Source organism: Flavobacterium sp. IB48 (assembly GCF_016405855.1).
GTDB classification, from domain to species: domain Bacteria; phylum Bacteroidota; class Bacteroidia; order Flavobacteriales; family Flavobacteriaceae; genus Flavobacterium; species Flavobacterium ginsengisoli.
The window spans coordinates 1,369,637-1,391,508 of the sequence record NZ_JAEFCA010000001.1 but is presented as its reverse complement, the minus strand read 5'-3'; the positions used below and the strand labels follow the sequence as shown (position 1 = coordinate 1,391,508).

The window sequence follows — 21,872 nt, the reverse complement described above, 5'->3', positions numbered from 1 at the left end:
ATATGCGTCCATCCCAATTATACATTTCAAATATTTGGTCAAAAGGAATTTTAACTAAATTCGAAAAAAGAGTTTCTTGGCGCGTATTTATATTCGTTTTTTTAACGGCATTTTTCTTTTCGTCAAAATCATTTTCTCAAGAAATAAAAAAAGACAGTGTCAAAAGACCCAAAATAGGATTGGTTCTAAGTGGCGGTGGCGCCAAAGGTTTTGCGCATATTGGAGTTTTGAAAGTTTTGGAAGAAGCTGGAATCAAAATTGATTATATTGGCGGAACCAGTATGGGATCTGTAATTGGCGGGCTTTATGCTTCTGGTTACAACGCTTCTCAAATCGACTCTATTTTCAAACAAACCAATTTTGACGAATTAATAAACGACTATATTCCGCGTTCTTCTAAGAATTTTTACGGTAAGAAGAATGACGAATTGTATGCTGTTGTTTTGCCTTTCAGCAATTTTAGAGTCGGCATTCCAGAAGCGCTTTCAAAAGGAATGTACAATTACAATTTATTGAGCAGTTTAACCAGAAACGTGCGTCATGTTCGCGATTTTAATCAACTGCCGACTCCTTTTTTATGTATTGGAACGAATATCGAAACAGGTGAAGAAGTTTTATTAAATAAAGGAAATCTCGTTCAGGCCATGATGGCTAGTTCGGCTTTTCCTTCCTTATTTACGCCAGTTGAAATTGACGGAAATTTGTTGGTTGATGGAGGAGTTGTAAATAATTATCCTATTCAAGAAGTTCGAAAACTTGGTGCCGATATTATTATTGGCGTTGATGTTCAGGATGATTTGCTGAAAAGAAAAAATCTGAAAAATGCGACCAGAATCTTAGTTCAGATTACCAATCTACAGTCTATTGACAAAATGAAAAGCAAAATAAAAGACACCGATATTTATATCAGACCCGATATTCGTGATTTTGGTGTTATTTCGTTTGACCGAGGAGAAGAAATTATCAGAAAAGGAGAAGAAGCTGCTTTTGCCGTTTACGAAAAAATTAAGGCATTAAGCGATGAAAATAACTTTTATAAAAAACCAAAACTGAAAGTTGCAACTGATACACTTCATATTCAAAAAATAAATACAGATAAATTAGAAAATTATACTAAAGAATATATTCGTGGTAAACTTCGTTTCAAACCTGAAAGCACCATAACTTACGATGGTCTTAAAACAGGAATAAACAACTTGAATGCGACACAAAACTTTAGCACAATCTCCTATTGTCTTCAGCCAAATGGAGATAAAGACGATCTTGATTTGGTTTTAAAGGAAAACCCAACTCAAACTTATCTAAAACTTGGGCTTCATTATGATGGTCTTTACAAAAGTGCTGTTTTATTAAATCTAACCCATAAAAAGACTTTTTTAAAAAACGATGTTACTTCTCTTGATATCATTTTAGGCGATAATTTCAGATACGATTTTAATTATTATGTCGAAAATGGTTTTAATATCAGTTTTGGTTTCCGTTCTAGATTAAATCAATTTAATCGAAATGTGACTACGAGTTTGAGTAGCGTTCTTAAAGAGACTCCAAATGTCAACCTTATTAATGTTGACTTCATGGATATTACCAATCAGGCTTATTTCCAGACTATTTTTGTACAGAAGTTTTTAATGGGTGGTGGTTTAGAATATAAGTATCTAAAAATTAACTCACCAACACTTACAAATGAAGATAACACAATTGAAAAAAGCAATTATGTTAGCGCCTTTGCTTATCTAAAATACGATTCGCTAGACGAAAAATATTACCCAAGTTCTGGATTATATTTTTCTACAGATTTGCAAACTTATATGGCATCATCAGATTATACGAAGCAATTTAAACCTTTTTCGATTGCAAAAGCCGAAGTAGCAATTGCTAGACCACTATTTAGAAAAGCAACCATAAAATTTGGATTCGATGCTGGATTTAATATTGGTAGCGATAGCGTTCCGTTTTTTGACTTTATATTTGGAGGTTATGGTTACAACAAAATAAACAATTTCAATTATTTCTACGGATACGATTTTCTAAGTATTGCTGGCAACAGCTATATTAAAACGGATATTAATATTGATTATGAAATCTTCAAAAAAAATCACATCAATTTATCTGCTAATTTTGCCAACTTAGGAGATGATATTTTTTCTTCTGTAGATTGGGTTTCTATGCCAAAGTACACAGGATACGCAGTTGGTTACGGTCTAGAAACCATTATTGGTCCTATAGAAGTAAAACAATCTTGGTCTCCAGAAATGTCAAAAAGTTATACATGGTTTAGTATTGGGTTTCAATTTTAGTACTATAATCGAGAATACTTCAATAAATTCTGCCTTTTTTTTTACATCATAAAAATTATATCAAAAAAACTAAGTTATTTTATAGTTATAAATAATATAATTTTTATTTTTACTTCGAAAAAATTACGACATTTGTTATAATGAAAACAAATTGGACAGGTTTATTAGAGTATCTTCAATTCCTCATCAAGAGAAATCCTGAGTAATGGCTCTATCGAATTGAAATAATCAGTCAATTGCAAAAATTGAACTGGTTATTATCTCTGCAATTCAAATTTTCGAATTATCTAATTTACTAATTATCTAATTGAAAAAGCCATGCCACTATATCATAAACTTGGGGATTTTCCTCAAAAGCGACACACCCAATTTGAAAAACCAAACGGCGGTTTTTACTACGAACAATTGTTTGGAACCGAAGGTTTTCATGGACATTCGTCGCTATCTTATCACGTACACAGACCAACACAGGTTAAAGAAATTTTAAATTCTTATTCGGTTGAACCAAAAATTGCAATCGGAAAAAATATAAAATCACTTCTCTTTAAAGGTTTTGAATTAAAACCTGAAAATGATTTTCTAGACAGCCGAAAAGCAATGTTAGTCAATAAAGACTGCATTATTGGTTTGGCAGCGCCGAAAGAATCGCTTCGAAATTATTTCTACAAAAATGCCGATGCCGATGAAATGCTTTTCATTCACAGAGGAAAAGGAAAATTAAGAACCATGTTAGGAAATATTCCGTTTGAATATGGCGATTACTTGATTATTCCACGTGGTATTATTTATCAGATTGATTTCGAAACGGAAGATAACCGACTATTTTACGTAGAATCTTATTCTCCTTTTTATACTCCAAAACGTTATAAAAATCAGTCAGGCCAGCATTTAGAACATTCTCCATTTTGTGAGCGTGATTTTATTTTGCCAAATGAATTGGAAACGCACGAGGAAAAAGGCGATTTTTTAATTAAAATCAAAAAAGAAGGAATGATTCATGAAGTGGTGTATGCCACACATCCGTTTGATGTTGTTGGCTGGGACGGCTACAATTTTCCATACGGATTTTCAATTCATAATTTCGAACCTATAACTGGGCGTGTTCACCAACCGCCACCAGTACATCAAACTTTTGAAACAGCTACTTTTGTAGTTTGTTCATTCTGCCCAAGACTTTACGATTATCACCCAAAAGCTATTCCAGCGCCATACAATCACAGCAATATAGATTCTGACGAAGTACTATATTATGTTGACGGCGATTTTATGAGCCGTAATAATATTGAGCAAGGTCATATCACTTTACACCCAAAAGGAATTCCGCACGGACCAGCGCCAGGCGCAATGGAACGCAGTATCGGTCACAAAGAAACTCAGGAATTAGCCGTTATGGTGGATACTTTCCGTCCATTAATGGTTACTGAAGAAGCTATGGGACTCGATGATGGTCAGTACTATAAATCTTGGTGCGAATAAATTTCACTTTCGATCTAACCGCAAAGTTCGCAAGGATTTTACGCAAAGATCGCTATAATAAACTTTGCGAACTTTGCGATTTACTTAGCGCCTTTGCGGTTAAAAAAAAATCTAAACACAACATTCGGAAAAATCAATTAAACGATTAACCGATTAAACAAATAAACATCATGTCAAAAGAAGTTAAATCAGTAGAATACGGATTAGAAAAAATATTTGAAGGAGCACAAGATTTCCTTCCATTATTAGGAACAGATTATGTAGAATTTTATGTAGGTAATGCAAAACAAGCAGCTCATTACTATAAATCTGCATTTGGATATCAATCTTTGGCTTATGCTGGATTGGAAACTGGAGTAAAAGACAGAGCATCTTATGTTTTAAAGCAAGATAAAATCAGAATTGTTTTGACAACGCCTTTAACAGCTGATTCTCCAATTAACGAACATTTGAAAAAACACGGTGACGGAGTAAAAGTTGCAGCGCTTTGGGTTGAAGATGCGACAAAATCTTACGAAGAAACCATGAAACGTGGCGCTCGTTCTTTTATGGAACCAACTGTTGAAGAAGATGAATTTGGTCAGGTAGTTCGTTCTGGAATTTACACGTACGGAGAAACGGTTCACATTTTTGTAGAAAGAAAAAACTATAATGGTGTTTTCTTGCCAGGTTACAAAGAATGGAAATCTGATTTTAACCCAGAATCAACTGGTTTAAAATATATCGACCACATGGTTGGAAATGTAGGATGGAATGAAATGAATACTTGGGTAAAATTCTACGAGGAAGTTATGGGATTCGTGAATTTCTTATCTTTTGACGACAAACAAATTACTACAGAATATTCTGCTTTGATGAGTAAGGTAATGTCTAACGGAAACGGAAGAATTAAATTTCCAATCAACGAACCAGCCGAAGGAAAGAAAAAATCTCAGATTGAAGAATATTTAGATTTTTACGGCGGACCTGGAATTCAACATATTGCTATTGCAACAGATGACATTATTAAAACTGTCTCACAGCTAAGAGCGCGCGGCGTTGAATTTTTATCTGCTCCTCCTCATGCTTATTATGAAGCAATTCCTGAAAGATTAGGTGTTCATATGGATATGATGAAAGAAGATTTGAACGAAATCGAAAAATTAGCGATCATGGTCGATGCCGATGAAGACGGATACTTATTACAGATTTTTACGAAGCCTGTTCAAGACAGACCGACGCTTTTCTTCGAAATTATTCAAAGAATGGGTGCAAAAGGATTCGGTGCAGGTAACTTTAAAGCCCTTTTTGAGTCTATCGAAAGAGAGCAAGAATTGAGAGGAACGCTATAAAATGTTAATTTTCATATAGAAAACCGCATAATTCTCCAAAAAACGATGCTTTTTTTGCAAATGTTATGTTAAACTTGACTTTTGCTATTTTATTTTTGAACTTTCTATCTATCTTTGCACCGCAAATCAGGAAGGGGTGGTTTCCTTCCGAATTGATATAAATTTCATAATTTATAGTTTTTTGGTTAGTTAATAGCATAAAAACTCAGTCATCTTTGACTGAGTTTTTTTGTTTTGGTACATTTGGAATAGATTTTGCATTTGTCTACCTTTATAATAAACGTAAAGATTATACTATGAAAAAGTTCATTCTCACTATATTAGCACTAACGATACTCTCATTCGCGCCTCAAAAAGAAGATGCTTTCGATACTGGAGAATATTTCAAATTTAGAATACATTACGGAATTGTAAACGCCGGTTATGCAACACTTGAAGTCAAAGATGCCACAATTAACAACAAAAAGGTATATCACTCTGTCGGAAAAGGTTACACAACTGGAATGTCTAAATTTTTCTTTAAAGTAGAAGATTTATACGAAAGCTATTTTGACAAAGAGACAGGAAAACCATATCGTTATGTTAGAAAAATTGACGAAGGCGGTTATACCAAAAATCAAGAAGGTTTTTTTAATCAAAATGAAAACAAAGTTTTAGTAAAAGACTATAAACGAAAATCAGAAAAAACCATAATGGTTTCAGAAGAAGTACAAGATATTGTATCGGCTTTTTACTTTTTGAGGAATCACCCAAATATCGACAAACTCAAATCTGGAGAAGCCATCACAATCGATATGTTTTTTGATGATGAAATCACAAAATTTAAGTTAAAATATGTAGGTCGTCAAGATATTACGACTAAATTTGGTACCGTTTCTACGATGGTTTTTAAGCCATTGGTACAGACAGGTAGAGTATTTAAAGAAAAAGAGAGCTTAACACTCTGGATCACAGACGATGTAAATAAAGTTCCAATTAGAATTAAAGCAGATTTAGCTGTAGGATCTCTTAAGGCTGATCTTGATGAATATAAAGGATTGAAAAGTCCACTTAAAGCAAAAAAATAATGAACCCTACAGATCATTCTGAAGCAATTTTAAAAGAAATTGACCTAAAATTTCAAGCCATAAATCAAAAAACTGATGTTCAGTTAGAAGGATTGCTTTGGGCCAAACCAATTACTTACTGGGATTACATTCAAACCGATGCCCTATTAAATTTACAAATTCAGCGCACCACACTTCCTGACGAAATGGTTTTTATCATGTACCATCAGGTAAACGAATTAATCTTTAAAATGATTCTGTGGGAAATTGATCAGATTGCTGAAACAGAAAACATTCAAGTAGATTTTTTCAGCGAAAGATTATCAAGGATCACAAGATATTTCGACATGCTTACCAACTCTTTCAGCATCATGGAAAATGGTATGGAAGTAGATCAATACATGAAATTCAGAAATACGCTTACTCCAGCAAGCGGATTCCAGAGCGCACAATATAGAATGATCGAATTTGCATCGACCGACGTTATCAATTTAACAGATCGCAGATATAAAGCAAATTTTGACGAAAACACCGACTTAGAAACTAGCTTTGAACATCTTTATTGGCAAGCTGCTGGGAAAGATTATCATACTGGCGAAAAATCATATTTACTTAATGAGTTTGAAAAGAAGTACAAAGAACCGTTTTTAAGACAAATGGCTTCTTTTAAAACAAAAAACCTTTGGCAAAAATTCATCCAATTACCTATTGAAGATCAGCAAAATGCATCGCTGATTGATGCTATGCGCCATTACGACAAAACGGTAAATATTACTTGGGTAATGCAACACCTTAATACTGCCAGAAAATATATTTTAGAAAGCGGAAAAGGCAATGGGGAAGCGACAGGAGGAAGTGACTGGCAAAAATATATGCATCCAAAATACCAAAGACGCATCTTTTTTCCTAAATTGTGGACCGAAGAAGAATTGTCCAATTGGGGAAATGAAACTGAAGCCTAATTTCACCACAAAAAATTTATAAAGTTTGAAAAAAGCAGTCGTAATTTTAATTGTCTTGTTTTCTATTTTTTCATGTAAAAAAGCAGAAGAAAAAGTAGAAACCAAAATTACTAAACCAGCAACCAAAAAAATAGAATTCGGTTTTAATTACGCAGATTTTAATGTTGTTAATGATACTATTTCAAAAGGAGACTCTTTTGGATCAATACTTCAGAGCCAAAATATTGGAGACAAAAAAGTTCATGATATTGTTGAACAGGTAAAAGATTCGTTCAATGTGAGAAGCATCCGTTACGGCAAACCTTTTACTTTACTTCGCTCTAAAAACAAAACAAATAATCTTCAAGTTTTTGTTTACCAGCCAGACGCATTAAGTTATTATGTTATCGACTTAAGAGATAGCATTGCAAAAGCATACAAAAAAATAAAACCCGTTACTTTAAAAAGAAAAATGATCGGTGGCGTTCTTAAAAGTTCATTGTCTGAAACTTTAGGAAACGAAAGTGTCGAAACTGCTTTGGCAAGTCGAATAACAAAAGTTTTTTCTTGGTCTATTGACTTCTTTAAGCTTAAAAAAGGAGATCGTTACGGATTAATTTTTACTGAACGATTTATTAACGGAAAAACGTACGACGGAGTTGAAAATCTTGAAGCGGCATTTTTTGAATATAAAGGTAAAATCGTTTATGCCTTTCCTTTTGAAAGAGATACTACTTCTGGAAAAATTGAATATTATGACGATCAGGGAAGAACACTTAAAAACTTCTTTCTGAAAACTCCGATCAAATTCAGCAGAATCACTTCAAGATTTACAATGAACAGATTTCATCCAGTTCAGCATACTTGGAAAGCACACAAAGGAACCGATTACGCTGCCCCAACCGGAACACCAATTTCTACAACAGCATCTGGAGTTGTAGAAATGACAGGATATACGGCAGGAAACGGAAACTTTGTAAAAGTAAAACACAACGGAACCTACTCTACTCAATATTTACACATGTCTAAAATCTTGGTTCGCCGCGGACAGCGCGTTACTCAAGGACAGACAATTGGTTTGGTAGGAAGTACAGGTTTAGCTTCTGGCCCTCACGTTTGTTATCGTTTCTGGAAAAATGGAGTTCAAGTAGATGCACTTCGTTTAAATCTTCCAACCGGAGAATCTCTTACAGGAAATGACAGAACTCGTTTTATGACACAGATTGAGCCTTTGAAAAGAGAGTTGGACAGTATTGGTAATTTATAAAAAATCCTTTTTTGTAATTTTTTGAATCGAAAATCATGAAAAATGAACGCCTTAAAACCATGTATCATGAAACTTTTTCTGGTTTAAAATTATTTTACAGAGACACAAATCTTTCTGAAAGTTTAATTTTAAATTACAAAGTCGGACAGATTATTCAAGAAAAAGGATTTACTGATATGAGTTCAATTGGTGGCGGACTTTCAGGAAATTTTAGGTATTTAATTGCAAGTGCACACGCCAAAGATTTATCAAAATTCAATCCAGATTCAGCAAAAATTGGCCATTTTCTTTTAGACTCGATTGCGTATTTCAAAGTATTGGACATTCAGAAAATCGGTGATAAAACCCAAGTCTTTCTTTTAAATATTCCAGACAATTCGATTTCACTTTTCAAAAATTCATCTTCGAACTTAGAAGAAGAAATTATAGAAAAAGCTCAAAAACGCTTTCGCGAAAAAAACGATGCTGACTTAATTCCTGAATTACAAACAGAAAATTGGAGAGAAAGAACAAAATCTCCACTTGGCATGGATGAAAACGGTCAGTTATTTTTTGATGATTCTAAAATTAAAACAGAATCTCCAAAAAGAATTGATGTCGATGTTTCGAAGAAAGTTATAGAAATCAATAAAAAACCTTGGTGGAAATTCTGGTAATTAAATTCTAGAATTACTAGGAATATTTTTTTCTAAACTCCGAAGGATTCATTCCCTTATGTTTCCTAAAAACTTTGTTTAAATGACTTTCATCAGAAAAATTTAATTCATCTGCGATTTCGTTAATTCGCATATCACTGTTCAAAAGTCTAGCTTCAATTAATCTCAATTTATAGTTTGCAATGTATTCTTGCAGTGTTTCTCCTGTTTGCTTTTTAAAATATTTACCCAAATAATTCAGCGTGATATTAAAATGGCTGCTAATTTTTTCCGATTTTAATTCTTTTGGATTGCAGATGTTCTCTTGAATATAATGTAGAATTTCAAGAACCATTTCTCCTGTTGTTTCTTTAATATTCTTAGGAAGTTTCAAAGCAATGTTTCTTGCAACAATTGTAATAATTGTATTTACAATCTGCTCAATAATTTTTTGATGGTAAATCTGCTGATTGTTTTGCTCACTTATTATATTTTTTATTAATGAAGCAATTAACGGTTTATCAATTTGATTTTTTAAAATACAACCTGGGCGATGGCTTGCATTTTGAAGAATATATTCCATTCGCAGAACAGCTTCAGATTGCCCATTTTGAGAACTCGCTTTTACATAATATTCATTAAATCTAAGAAAAAAGAATTTTGTGGGCGTTGTAATTTCAAATGAATGCACATCTTGTGGTGTTACAAGAAATAGATTTCCCATTCGATATTGAAATTTATTATCATTAATAATCTGAACCCCTGTTCCATCAACAATATAAATCAATTCAAAGAAATTGTTTCTCCGAATTGTTTTCGGAAACTGTTCTAATTCTTTAAAATCAACTTCAAAAGGAAGATATAAATTCTTGCTTGTCATTATGCTAAAATACAATTTTAGTACCAATAAGTACAATTTTTCACGATTGCTAACCACTTAATTTTGTTTCAGATAACAAACTAAAAATCGACAAAATGAGAATACTTTTAATTGGAGCAAATGGAGAAATTGGTAAAATACTGCATCCTGCTTTAGCAAAAAATCATGAAATAATTTCGGCTGGAAGAAACAGTGGTGATTTCAGAATCGACTTATCAGATTCAAAATCGATTGAAAAATTATTTGAAGAAGTCAAAAACATTGATGCTTGTATTTGTGTTGCTGGTGACTGCTACACTGGAGATTTACTTTCGCTTAACGAAAAAAGACTAAACATTGGCATTCAAAACAAATTACTTGGGCAAATTAATCTGGTTTTAATTGGACAAAAACACCTAAACGATAATGGATCATTTACACTTACATCAGGAAAGATGGGTGATAAACCAGTTAAGAACAATATTAGCAAAGCGATTGTAAATGGCGGAGTCAATAGTTTTGTTCTCGCCGCTTCGCTAGAATTAGAAAGAGGAATTAGATTAAATGGTATAAGTCCAGCAAAAGTTGCAGATATTCTGAGCGAAGATTTAATAAACGCTTATGCAAAGAGCATTGAAAAATCTATAAATGGCGAAATCATTAAAGTAAACTACTAAATTTTAAAAGATGAAAAATACAATTGTGATGATATTGCTTTTGATTGCAAACTCAATTAATGCACAAAAAAAATCTGAATTTTCAGGTTCATGGACTTTGGTTTCAGTAGAAAACACAAATACTGACGGAACAAAAAACCTTCCCTATGATGTAAATCCGAGAGGTTTTTTGTTCTTTGATGAAAAAGGAAATTATTCAGTTCAGATTTACAAAGACAAAAGATCCAAAATTATTTCAGGAGATAAAAACAAATGCACTCCCGAAGAAAACGCTGCGATTGTACAAGGAAGTAATTCACATTTTGGCGAATATGAAATTGACGAAAAAAATAAGACTATAACTTTTACAATAAAAACGGCATCGTTTCCAAATTGGGAAGGAACAATTCAAAAGAGATCATACACTTTTATAAATAACGAACTTAAATATTCTGTAACCAATACTACACAAGGTGGGAAATCGGTGATAGCAGAAGTTGTCTGGAAAAAGTTATGACGCACTCTTCATAAAACGTTTTCGTAACTAATTGTTATATAATCGCAAACCGCTCCCCTTTTAAAAGTTATTTCAGTATTTTTGTGTTTCAGAAAACAAACTCAATTATAGATAAAATGGCTTTAAACACAACAAACCCAACTGGGACTGAAGCGTGGAAAAATCTACAAAACCACTATAACGCAATTCACGAAACCACAATACAAGAATTGTTTCAACAAGATAGTGCGCGCGTTGAAAAATTCAATTTGCAATGGAATGACTTTTTAGTAGATTATTCAAAAAATAATATCAGTCAAGAAACAGTTTCTCTTTTATTAGAATTGGCAAACTCAATCGGATTGAAAGATGCAATTGCACAATATTTTGGAGGAGAATTAATCAATCAGACCGAAAACCGTGCAGTTTTACACACGGCATTGCGTGCTCCAGAATCGGCAGTTATCAAAGTAGACGGAGAAAATGTAATTCCTGAAGTTTATGAAGTAAAAAATAAAATCAAAAAATTTACTGAAGAAGTTATTTCTGGACAAAGAAAAGGCTACACTGGAAAAGCTTTTACAGATATTGTAAATATTGGTATTGGAGGTTCTGACCTTGGTCCTGTTATGGCTGTTGAAGCTTTACAATTTTACAAAAATCACCTAAACACACATTTCGTTTCAAATGTTGACGGTGACCACGTAAATGAAGTTATCAAAAAACTAAATCCTGAAACGACACTTTTCGTAATTGTTTCTAAAACTTTTACTACTCAAGAAACGCTTTCGAATTCAGAAACTATAAAAGAATGGTTTTTAAAATCGGCTTCTCAAGAAGACATTGCAAAACACTTCGTAGCGGTTTCTACAAACATTAAAAATGTAACAGAATTCGGAATTAATCCAGACAACGTTTTCCCAATGTGGGACTGGGTTGGAGGAAGATTCTCTTTATGGAGCGCAGTTGGTTTAAGCATTGCTTTGGCTGTTGGATTTGATAATTATAATGATTTATTAAATGGCGCCTATGAAATGGATGAACATTTCAAATCGGCAGAATTTGATGAAAACATTCCGGTTATTTTAGCTTTGTTAAGTGTTTGGTACAATAATTTTTATGGTGCCGAAAGCGAAGCTTTGATTCCATATACACAATATCTACACAAACTTGCTCCTTATTTACAGCAAGCTTTTATGGAAAGTAACGGAAAAAGTGTTGGCCGTGACGGAAAACCTGTTAACTATCAAACTGGAACAATTATCTGGGGAGAACCAGGAACAAACTCACAACACGCTTTCTTCCAATTAATTCACCAAGGAACAAAAAGAATTCCAACAGATTTTGTGGGATTTGTAAAACCTCTTTATGGTAACGAAGATCACCACGATAAATTGATGTCAAACTTCTTTGCTCAGACTGAAGCTTTAATGAATGGAAAAACAGAAGCACAAGTTCAGGCAGAGTTTGACAAACAAGGACTTTCTGCTGAAAAAGCATCTTATTTATTGCCTTTTAAAGTATTCACTGGAAACAAACCAACTAATACAATTCTAATTCAAAAACTTACTCCAAGAAGCTTAGGTTCTTTAATTGCATTATACGAACACAAGATTTTTGTTCAAGGTGTTATTTGGAATATTTTCAGTTTTGACCAATGGGGAGTTGAATTAGGTAAGCAATTGGCAAACTCGATTTTAGACGAAATCAATTCTAAGACTGTTAAAAATCACGACAGTTCGACTTCGTTTTTGTTAAAACATTTCTTAAAAAACAAATAGAAACATTTACTTAAATATTTTTTAACTTCTAAAACGTCCTATTTTCTAGTAAAATTAGGACGTTTTCTACATTATAAATCGATTAAAAACACAAATAATCGTTTAACTACAACACCCATCTTACAAACTTATCAGAATAATTATATTTTTAACAAAAAAGTACCACTTAAATTCAACAAATCAATATTTTATCCAACAAAAAGACAAAAATTCATTTTAATGCGCAGCATAAAAAGCAAAACTTGTTTTTCTTAACATTTCGATAACATTATCTGAGTTATTTGTTATAATTTTGCCAAAAACAATAAACTCAATAACAAAATGAAGAAAATGAAAAATTGGTTACTGACCGGACTATTTTTTATGATAGTTTCAACCGTATTTTCTCAAGGAAAAGTTACTGGTAAAATTACCGACGGAACAGGTGGATTACCAGGAGCAAATGTGGTGATCAAAGGATCTACTACAGCAACTTCAACAGATTTTGATGGTAAATTTACTCTTACTTCAACATCAAGCACAGGTGAGATTGTTATCTCTTTCTTAGGTTATGACAACCAAACTGTGAAATTTAATGTGTCAAACGGCGCAACTACAAACTTAGGAACTATTACTTTGGTTTCTAACTCTAACGAATTAACTGAGATTGTAGTTAAAAGTAGCACTGTAGATATTGCAAAAGACAGAAAAACTCCTGTTGCAGTTTCTACAATTAAAGCTTCTGAAATTCAAGCAAAATTAGGAAACCAAGAACTTCCTGAATTGTTAAAAAGCACTCCATCTGTTTACGTAACTAAATCTGGTGGTGGATTTGGAGATTCAAGAATTACAGTTCGTGGATTTAGCCAAAACAACGTTGCGGTAATGGTTAACGGTATGCCAGTTAACGACATGGAAAATGGTTCTGTTTACTGGAGTAACTGGGCTGGTTTATCTGATGTTACTTCTGCAATTCAGATTCAAAGAGGTTTAGGTTCTTCAAAATTAGCTATCGCTTCTGTTGGGGGTACAATGAACTACGTAACTAAAGCTTCTGATTTAAAACAAGGTGGAACAGTTGGTACTTCTTTTGGTAACGACAATTTCTTTAAATCTAACGTTGCTTACAACACAGGAAAATTAGACAGCGGATTCTCTGCGTCTGTTTTATACAGCCACACTCAAGGTGATGGATATGTAGATGGAACTCAATTTAACGGAGATAACTACTATGTAGCTCTTGGTTATTCTACAAAAAACAATAAACACGATTTCCAATTTACAGTTACTGGTGCTCCACAATGGCACGATCAAAGATCTACTTTTATCACTATAGCACAGTACCAAAAATATGGTTCTGTATCTGACCCAAACATTAAATACAACTCTGATTGGGGTTACAAAGATGGTCAAGCTTTCAACATGGTAAGAAACTACTACCACAAACCAGTTGTTTCATTAAACTATGATTTCCAAATCAATGAAACATCTAAATTATCTACTGTAGCTTACGTTTCTTTCGGACGTGGAGGAGGATCTAGAGGAGCAGGTGGTGCTGGAAACAACAACTACACTAGTGATGTATTTAGAACTGCAGATGGTTTAGTTGATTATGATAAAATCGTTCGTTGGAATACAGGACAAGAAGTTATCAGATTTAACAACACAGACAATACTCGTGCAACAAATGGTACGAGTGGACAATTCCAAAACAGCTCTAACACAGGAAGAACTGGATCAGGAACTCCACAATCTCCATATGTTTACAACAATACATCAGGTATTTCTCAAATATCTTCTGTTAATTCACACAACTGGTACGGAGCAATTGTTAACTTCAACAAAAAATTCACAGAAAACTTAACTTGGGATCTTGGAGTTGACGTAAGAGGTTACAAAGGTCTTCACTACCAAAACGTAAACGACAGATTAGGTGCAGATTCTTACATTGACAATTTTGATACTAACAACCCTAATAGAGTTTTATACAGTACATATTCTACATATGCTCCTTGGAATGTATTTAAAGATACTGACAAAGAAGAAAAAATCAACTTCAACAATGACGGTGATGTTAGATGGTATGGTGGATTTACTCAATTAGAATATTCTAATGATAAATTTACTGCATTCGTTCAAGGTGCTCTTTCTCAACAAGGATTCAAAAGAGTTGATTATTTCAAATACAAAAGTACAGATCCATTATCTAGTACAGATTACGAAAACATCTTAGGTGGAAACGTAAAAGGTGGTGTTAATTACAACATCAACGAGCATCATAATGTTTTTGTTAACTCAGGATATTACTCAAAACAGCCATTCTTTAATGCAGTTTACCCAAACAATGCATCTCTTGTAAATGGTAACTTAACAAATGAGAAAATTTTTGGTATCGAAGCTGGATACGGTTTACGTACAAGAATGTTCTCTGCAAACGTAAACTTATACCGTACGTCTTGGAAAGACAGATACCAAAGATCTAATGACGGAGCTACAGACAACCCTGGAGGTTACTATGACTTCGCTGGAATTACTGAAATTCACTCAGGTATTGAGATTGATGGTACTGCAAAAGTACTTGACAAACTTACTATTACAGGTATGTTATCTATTGGAGACTGGAAATATGAAGGTACAAGTACAAGTAACCGTTACGACTCTGGAAACAACCCTATCGGTGGAGGAACTCCTTCAACATTATACCTTGATGGTGTAAGAGTTGGGGATGCTGCTCAAACAACTGCAGCTTTAGGAGCAACTTACGAAATTTTACCTCGTTTTACTGTTGATGCAAACTACAACTACTTTGACAGATTGTATGCAGCTATTTCTCCAGGTAACTTTACTAAAGCTGATAACAGAGGAGCATTACAATTACCATCTTATGGTACTGCTGATGCTGGTTTATCATACAAATGGTTAGTTGGTAAAACCAAAAGCAACTCTGTAGGTTTCAGATTAAACGTAAACAACGTTTTTGATTACACTTACATTGCTGAAGCAAAAACTAACTACTTTGCTGCTGATTACCCAACTCAGCCAACGTATAAAGGAATTTCTACAAATAACCAAGTATACTTTGGTTTCGGTAGAACTTGGAACTTTGCATTACGTTACGATTTCTAAAATTTAGAATCTAAATAAATAATAAAAACGGCATTGACTTTTAAGTTTAATGCCGTTTTTTTATAGCCTTTTTTGTTATATTTGTTTTCAACAAAAAACAAAGTTTATGTATAATTTTCTACAAAAATTCCACTCTGGTTGGGCATACTTAGCATTGCTTCTTTTGCTAGTTGCGGTTGTAAATGCAATCATTGGATTTACTTCAAAAAAAGAGTTTACAGCTAAAGATCGTAAAATCGCTTTATTTGCTTTAATTGGAACACACACTCAATTATTGATTGGCTTAATCTTATATTTTGTTTCTCCACTTGGAAAAGCAGCATTCGGGCAAATGTCTAATGCAGAATTAAGACTAACATCATTAGAGCACCCTCTAATTAATATCATTGCTATCATCTTAATTACTATTGGATGGTCTAAACATAAAAAAATAATCAATAGTGAAGCTAAATTTAAAACCTTTGCTATTTTTTACGGATTAGGATTATTGCTTATTTTAAGTAGAATCCCTTGGAACCTTTGGTTCTAAAAAAACACCAATTAAAGCCCTTCCTACAGGGCTTTTTTCATCTCGGCACATTATTTGTACAAACTCCCCCCAAGTCTGAAAAAGAATAACCCATGAGAAATAAAAAAAACATTTTATTCGCCACAATCGCTTTAACCTTAATTAGCGGCTTTACGTATGTTATAAGCCAGACCAAACCTACAACAGAACCTAAAATCATTCAAGATACTGTTAAAAATGTAAAACCGACTATTATCCCTTTACCGGATTCTGTCTTTACAGACAAAGGTTTAAAACTTAGACCATACAAGAAAAACGCTCACGCTTCCTACTACGCTGATCGTTTTAACGGAAAAAGAACTGCTAACGGAAGCCGATTCAACAATAACAGCTATACTGCAGCTCACAAAAAACTTCCTTTTGGAACAAGAGTAAAAGTAACAAATGAAGCTAATGGCAAATTTGTCATTGTAAAAATTACTGACCGCGGCCCTTTTGTAAAAACCCGCGAAATTGATTTATCTAAAAGAGCTTTTATGGATATATCAAAAAATAAAGGAGCCGGCGCAATGAAGGTCACTATTGAAACCATAATCGAATAAAAAAAAATCCCGCTTAAAGCGGGATTTTTTTTATTTAAACAAATTTTCTTAACGACATTATAACTCCAGTATGAAGTCCTTCATGAAAATTATTAAAATCTAAAGCCCCTTGAATATGAAGAAGTGTGAATCCGACGCTGGTAGTGTATTCATGATAATTAACAAACAGACCGCTTTCAAAATCATTTTTTGTTTTTTCTAATGTTGTTGAAAGCAATGTTCTAATTTCATCAACCTCAGCTTGAGAAACATCTCCTTCTGGTTTGGTCCCTTTTTTATATTTGTTAACGAAATCTTCAGAAACCATTGTTGGAAGACCCGATAATTTATAGACCAAAACCTGTTGCGAAGAAATACAGTGGCCTATATTCCAAATAATATTGTTGCTAAAACCATCTGGAATTTTGTTTAATTGTTCTAATGAATGACTATCTAAGATTTTCAAAAGAATTTCTCTAATTGTTTTTTGCACATCAAAAACTGAACTCATAATTTTATTTTTTTTCTAAAATTAGTCATTTTTAAGTTCCAAATGGATTTTCTTTGCATTCTCACAAATTTATCAAATTATGAACAAAATATATTATTTAGCTTCATGCGATACTTGTCGCAAAATCATTAAAAGTCTTCCAGAAAACAATCTTGTTTTTCAAGACATCAGACAAGATCCAATTACAGAAGAACAATTGGATGAAATGCATAAACTTTCTGGAAGTTACGAAGCATTATTTAGCAAAAAAGCTCAATTGTACAAATCAATGGGATTAAAAGACCAATCATTGACAGAGGCCGATTTTAAAAAATATATCCTAGAACATTATACTTTCTTAAGCCGTCCGGTTTTTATTATTGACGGAAAAATCTACATCGGCAACAGCCAAAAAAATGTAGCCGAAGTTATAAAAGCATTATCGTAAGAATAACCGTAAATTTTGATCTATAAAACTGATTCACAATTTACAACGCAAGACATTAAACTTTTAATTATCTTTGCGCCTTTATACTCAATTATATGATACAATCTATGACAGGGTTTGGCAAAGCTTCTTTGCAATTGCCTACAAAAAAAATTACCGTTGAAGTAAAATCTCTAAACTCGAAAGGTTTAGATTTGAATGTAAGAATGCCATCAGTTTACCGCGAAATGGAACTTGGTTTAAGAACTCTTATTTCAACAAAACTAGAAAGAGGAAAAATTGATTTTGCGATCTATGTAGAAAGTACCGCAGAACAAACTTCTACTAAAGTAAATGTCTCTGTTGTAAAATATTATATAGCCCAGTTAAAAGAAGTAAATCCTGACGCAGATGAAACTGAATTGATGAAAATGGCTGTTCGTATGCCAGATACATTAAAAACAGAACGTGAAGAAATTGATGAAGATGATTGGGATCAAATTCAGGTTATTATAGACGAAGCACTTCAAAATATTTTAAATTTCCGTAAAGACGAAGGCGAATCTCTTGAAAAGGAATTCAATTTACGAATTGGAAATATCCGTCAGCTTATGAACGATACACTGGCACTTGATCCAGAACGCGTACAAGCAATTAAAGATCGTTTGCAGACTGCAATTTCAGAATTACAGGTTAATGTTGACGAAAACCGTTTTGAACAGGAATTAATCTATTATTTAGAGAAATTAGATATTACCGAAGAAAAAGTTCGTTTAGGAAACCATTTAGACTACTTTATAGAAACTCTTAATGGTTCTGAAGCAAACGGAAGAAAACTTGGTTTCATTACTCAGGAAATGGGACGTGAAATCAACACAATGGGTTCTAAATCGAATCATGCTCAAATGCAAAAATTGGTTGTGATGATGAAGGATGAATTGGAGAAGATTAAAGAGCAGGTTTTAAACGTATTATAAAGCTTTAAGCGACACAAAATCCAACACACAATAAAGCTTTGAGTACACTGCTTAAAGCCTAAAGCATACACAATGAACAAAGGAAAATTAATTGTTTTTTCGGCACCCTCAGGTTCAGGAAAGACAACTATCGTAAAACATTTATTAGGTCAAGAAGATTTAAATCTTGAATTCTCGATTTCGGCAGCATCACGTGCGCCACGTGGCGAAGAAGTACACGGAAAAGATTATTATTTCATTTCGTTGGAAGAATTCAAAAAGCACATTAAAGCGGAGGATTTCTTGGAATGGGAAGAAGTGTATCGTGATAACTTCTACGGAACTTTAAAATCGGAGATTGAAAGAATCTGGGCTTTAGGAAAAAATGTCATTTTTGATATTGACGTGGTTGGCGGTCTTCGTATTAAACATAAATTTCCAGAAGAAACTTTAGCGGTTTTCGTAAAACCACCAAGTGTTGACGAATTAAAACGTCGATTAAAACAACGTTCTACAGAAAGTGAAGACAAAATCAATATGCGTATCGCAAAAGCTTCTGTAGAATTGGCAACAGCACCACAGTTTGATGCGATTATTAAAAACTATGATTTGCCTGTTGCTCTTGAAGAAGCGCATCAATTAGTGAAAGATTTCATTAGTAAATAATTTTTATTCCACAGAGATACACAAAGAAAAAACACAAAGATTCGCCAAGTTGAAATAAAACTTTGCGAATCTTTGTGCTATCTTAGCAACTCTCTGCGAAACTATACAAAATGAAAATAGGTCTATATTTCGGAACATATAATCCCATTCATGTCGGTCATTTAATCATTGCCAATCATATGGCTGAGTTTGCAGATTTAGATCAAATTTGGATGGTGGTCACGCCTCATAATCCGTTAAAAAAGAAAGCCACTTTATTGGACGACCAACAGCGCCTGCAAATGGTTTTTCTGGCAACAGAAGATTATCCGAAAATAAAACCGTCTGATATCGAATTTAAATTACCTCAGCCGAGTTATACCGTTATTACACTCGCACATTTACAAGAGAAATATCCAAATCATGAGTTTTCTTTAATTATGGGCGAAGACAATCTGAAAACGCTTCACAAATGGAGAAACTATGAAGTAATTCTAGAAAACCATAATATTTATGTGTATCCGAGAATTTCTGATGAACCTGAAAATGTAGAGTTAAAATCGCATTCAAAAATTCATGTTATAGATGCGCCAATTGTAGAAATCTCTTCGACTTTTATTAGAAACAGCATTAAAGAAGGTAAAAATATTCAGCCTTTATTGCCATCAAAGGTTTGGGAATATATTGATCATAATAATTTTTATAAGAAGTAAATAAACACAATCTTGTCATTTCGACGAAGGAGAAATCTTCGTCAGAAACTCTACAAAGATTGGCGATTTACTGTATGGAGCTACTTGCTAAGATTTCTCCTTCGTCGAAATGACAAACAGAACGTAAAAAATTCAAATCACAAAAAAAGCCTGAATTCAAAATTCAGGCTTTCATTTTATAATTAAGCTTCAACACTCACTTCACTTTTTACTCTCGTTCTGATTTCACTCAGCGATTGATCAACCAAAAGTTTTCCATCTCTAAAAACCTCTTTCAATTCGCCTTGTTTTTCTTCTTCCCAAGAAACATTATCAGTCAAATGATACTTCCCATCGATTAAATCGATTTTCATTAATCCTTTAGCCGATTTTTTAGTTCCGTCGTCTGTAATTGGATCTTTGAAAATCGCTCTTCCTTCTCCGTTTACTTCTCCGTAAGTTGCTTTCATCGCAAATCCGAAAGTATCTCTGGTATTGTATTGATAAGTAAAAGATCCAATTCCTAAAACAACATTTGTAGAAGCAAATCCTTTTTCTTTTAATCTTTCACAGATTTGAGTTGCTCTGGCTACTGTAATACTGTCTCCGTAAATCGCTCCAATTTGCGGAACCAATTCTTTGAAACCTTTCGCATTTGTAGTCCCGCCGAAAACATCCCAAAGCAATTCTATAACACCTTTTTTCTCTTGTTCTGTTTTTCCGTTTGGATTTCCGCAGATAATAGCTACTGGATCACCACTGTCAGGACGAATTACAACTTTGCCTTCTCTTGAAACAATTTCTTCTTTCAATCTTGGAAGATAATCCGTTAGAACTTTCCATAAATCCCAAGTGTCAGAAACGATAGAAACAATTCCTTTTGGGTAAACTTCAGTAATTAATCTTTTGAAAGTTTCATATTCGCCTTCTGTTGTTCCCATACACATAACAGAATGTTCTGTTGCTGCTACTGAACCTGCTACAAGTTCTTGATCTGAGTTTGCATTGTAATATTCTTCTAAGAAATCAATTGCAGGAATTGTGTCAGATCCTGTAAAACTTAACAAGTGCCCAGCTGCAGAAGTTAAAGCTGCTTCGATTCCGCCCATTCCTCTCATTGAGAAATCGTGCGCCTGCCAGTCTACAAATTCTGGAACAGAAGAAGTTTCTGCTGCATATTTGTCTAATACTTTTCTATATTCTTTTGCAATTGTAGCTGAATTACAAGGCAACCAAACTACTGCTGAAAGTAAAGTTTCGAAATAATTTGTCAGCCAGAAAAATTCCGGAATTGTATTGTACATCGTAAACATTGGCACTCTTAACGGAACACTCGCGCCTTCTGGCAAAGCTTTAAAAACCATCGGAATATATCCTAAATCGTGTAAATCTTCGATATGTTTAGTTCCAACTAAATTTTCTCCCAAATAATTATTGATTCTGCGAGAATATTTTTTGATTACTTCTTCTTTTGGTTTTTTGAAGAATTCTTCTTCGAAATCATGAATAATATATTTTTTAATGAAATATTGCAATCCGAAAAAGATTACTTCATCAACGGTTTCAATTCTTGATTTTCTTGGTGTCCAGTTAGAATATACAATTGTAGTTCCGTCTGGGTATTGTCTTCTGTGGTCAACTTTGTAACCGTCAGTTAATAATAGTGGGTTCATATATTTTATA

The 21,872-nt window shown here is 33.4% G+C and carries 20 protein-coding genes; 17 read left to right on the top strand and 3 right to left on the bottom strand.

Annotated features, from left to right (window positions below):
• The first annotated feature begins 2 nt into the window (after positions 1-2).
• The 7 genes from JC605_RS05970 (at position 3) to JC605_RS05940 (ending at position 9,014) form a co-directional block, all read left to right on the top strand.
• Entirely contained in the window at positions 3-2,297 is a 2,295-nt protein-coding gene (locus JC605_RS05970) for a patatin-like phospholipase family protein (RefSeq protein WP_198855315.1), read from the top strand.
• Between the two features lie 318 nt (positions 2,298-2,615).
• Positions 2,616-3,773 (top strand): homogentisate 1,2-dioxygenase, encoded by a 1,158-nt coding sequence (locus JC605_RS05965; protein WP_198855314.1) that lies wholly within the window; start codon positions 2,616-2,618, stop codon positions 3,771-3,773.
• Positions 3,774-3,943: 170 nt separating this feature from the next.
• Positions 3,944-5,104, top strand: coding sequence for a 4-hydroxyphenylpyruvate dioxygenase (gene hppD, locus JC605_RS05960; RefSeq protein ID WP_198855313.1), 1,161 nt, complete (start codon positions 3,944-3,946; stop codon positions 5,102-5,104).
• A gap of 296 nt (positions 5,105-5,400) precedes the next feature.
• Positions 5,401-6,171 carry a DUF3108 domain-containing protein gene (locus tag JC605_RS05955; RefSeq protein WP_198855312.1) on the top strand — a complete coding sequence of 257 codons (771 nt, stop codon included), beginning with the start codon at positions 5,401-5,403 and terminating at the stop codon, positions 6,169-6,171.
• Positions 6,171-7,112 carry a tryptophan 2,3-dioxygenase family protein gene (locus JC605_RS05950; RefSeq protein WP_198855311.1) on the top strand — a complete coding sequence of 314 codons (942 nt, stop codon included), beginning with the start codon at positions 6,171-6,173 and terminating at the stop codon, positions 7,110-7,112. The genes JC605_RS05955 and JC605_RS05950 overlap by 1 nt, the downstream gene beginning before the upstream one ends.
• Before the next feature lie 25 nt (positions 7,113-7,137).
• Positions 7,138-8,358 (top strand): peptidoglycan DD-metalloendopeptidase family protein, encoded by a 1,221-nt coding sequence (locus tag JC605_RS05945; protein ID WP_198855310.1) that lies wholly within the window; start codon positions 7,138-7,140, stop codon positions 8,356-8,358.
• 35 nt (positions 8,359-8,393) lie between these two features.
• A complete protein-coding gene (locus tag JC605_RS05940) occupies positions 8,394-9,014 on the top strand; it encodes a hypothetical protein (protein ID WP_198855309.1) in 621 nt (206 codons plus the stop codon).
• A gap of 16 nt (positions 9,015-9,030) precedes the next feature.
• Here JC605_RS05940 and JC605_RS05935 read toward each other — a convergent pair whose 3' ends face one another.
• Positions 9,031-9,873, bottom strand: coding sequence for an AraC family transcriptional regulator (locus JC605_RS05935; protein WP_198855308.1), 843 nt, complete (start codon positions 9,871-9,873; stop codon positions 9,031-9,033).
• Between the two features lie 95 nt (positions 9,874-9,968).
• On the opposite strand from JC605_RS05935, the gene JC605_RS05930 reads away from it, so the two are divergent.
• From JC605_RS05930 to JC605_RS05905, 6 genes are all read left to right on the top strand, one after another.
• Positions 9,969-10,529 carry a short chain dehydrogenase gene (locus JC605_RS05930; RefSeq protein WP_198855307.1) on the top strand — a complete coding sequence of 187 codons (561 nt, stop codon included), beginning with the start codon at positions 9,969-9,971 and terminating at the stop codon, positions 10,527-10,529.
• A gap of 10 nt (positions 10,530-10,539) precedes the next feature.
• On the top strand, positions 10,540-11,025 hold the full coding sequence (locus JC605_RS05925) for a lipocalin-like domain-containing protein (RefSeq protein ID WP_198855306.1): 486 nt from the start codon (positions 10,540-10,542) through the stop codon (positions 11,023-11,025).
• Between the two features lie 116 nt (positions 11,026-11,141).
• On the top strand, positions 11,142-12,785 hold the full coding sequence (pgi, locus tag JC605_RS05920; RefSeq protein WP_198855305.1) for a glucose-6-phosphate isomerase: 1,644 nt from the start codon (positions 11,142-11,144) through the stop codon (positions 12,783-12,785).
• 321 nt (positions 12,786-13,106) lie between these two features.
• Entirely contained in the window at positions 13,107-15,890 is a 2,784-nt protein-coding gene (locus tag JC605_RS05915; protein WP_198855304.1) for a TonB-dependent receptor, read from the top strand.
• A 106-nt stretch (positions 15,891-15,996) separates the two neighbouring features.
• Entirely contained in the window at positions 15,997-16,419 is a 423-nt protein-coding gene (locus tag JC605_RS05910) for a hypothetical protein (RefSeq protein ID WP_198855303.1), read from the top strand.
• A 92-nt stretch (positions 16,420-16,511) separates the two neighbouring features.
• Complete coding sequence (locus JC605_RS05905; RefSeq protein ID WP_198855302.1) at positions 16,512-17,000, top strand: septal ring lytic transglycosylase RlpA family protein; 489 nt, start codon at positions 16,512-16,514, stop codon at positions 16,998-17,000.
• 34 nt (positions 17,001-17,034) lie between these two features.
• Here JC605_RS05905 and JC605_RS05900 read toward each other — a convergent pair whose 3' ends face one another.
• Entirely contained in the window at positions 17,035-17,490 is a 456-nt protein-coding gene (locus tag JC605_RS05900) for a DinB family protein (protein WP_198855301.1), read from the bottom strand.
• 79 nt (positions 17,491-17,569) lie between these two features.
• On the opposite strand from JC605_RS05900, the gene JC605_RS05895 reads away from it, so the two are divergent.
• The 4 genes from JC605_RS05895 to nadD all read left to right on the top strand — a co-directional run bounded on the left by JC605_RS05895 (position 17,570) and on the right by nadD (position 20,210).
• Complete coding sequence (locus tag JC605_RS05895) at positions 17,570-17,917, top strand: arsenate reductase family protein (RefSeq protein ID WP_198855300.1); 348 nt, start codon at positions 17,570-17,572, stop codon at positions 17,915-17,917.
• Positions 17,918-18,012: 95 nt separating this feature from the next.
• Entirely contained in the window at positions 18,013-18,873 is an 861-nt protein-coding gene (locus JC605_RS05890; RefSeq protein ID WP_198855299.1) for a YicC/YloC family endoribonuclease, read from the top strand.
• 72 nt (positions 18,874-18,945) lie between these two features.
• Entirely contained in the window at positions 18,946-19,518 is a 573-nt protein-coding gene (gmk, locus tag JC605_RS05885) for a guanylate kinase (protein ID WP_198855298.1), read from the top strand.
• A gap of 110 nt (positions 19,519-19,628) precedes the next feature.
• Complete coding sequence (gene nadD, locus JC605_RS05880; protein WP_198855297.1) at positions 19,629-20,210, top strand: nicotinate (nicotinamide) nucleotide adenylyltransferase; 582 nt, start codon at positions 19,629-19,631, stop codon at positions 20,208-20,210.
• Between the two features lie 182 nt (positions 20,211-20,392).
• Here the strand turns inward: nadD and JC605_RS05875 are convergent, their stop codons facing one another.
• Positions 20,393-21,862: a nicotinate phosphoribosyltransferase gene (locus JC605_RS05875; RefSeq protein WP_198855296.1), complete on the bottom strand. Its 1,470-nt coding sequence runs from the start codon at positions 21,860-21,862 to the stop codon at positions 20,393-20,395.
• Positions 21,863-21,872: the final 10 nt, after the last annotated feature.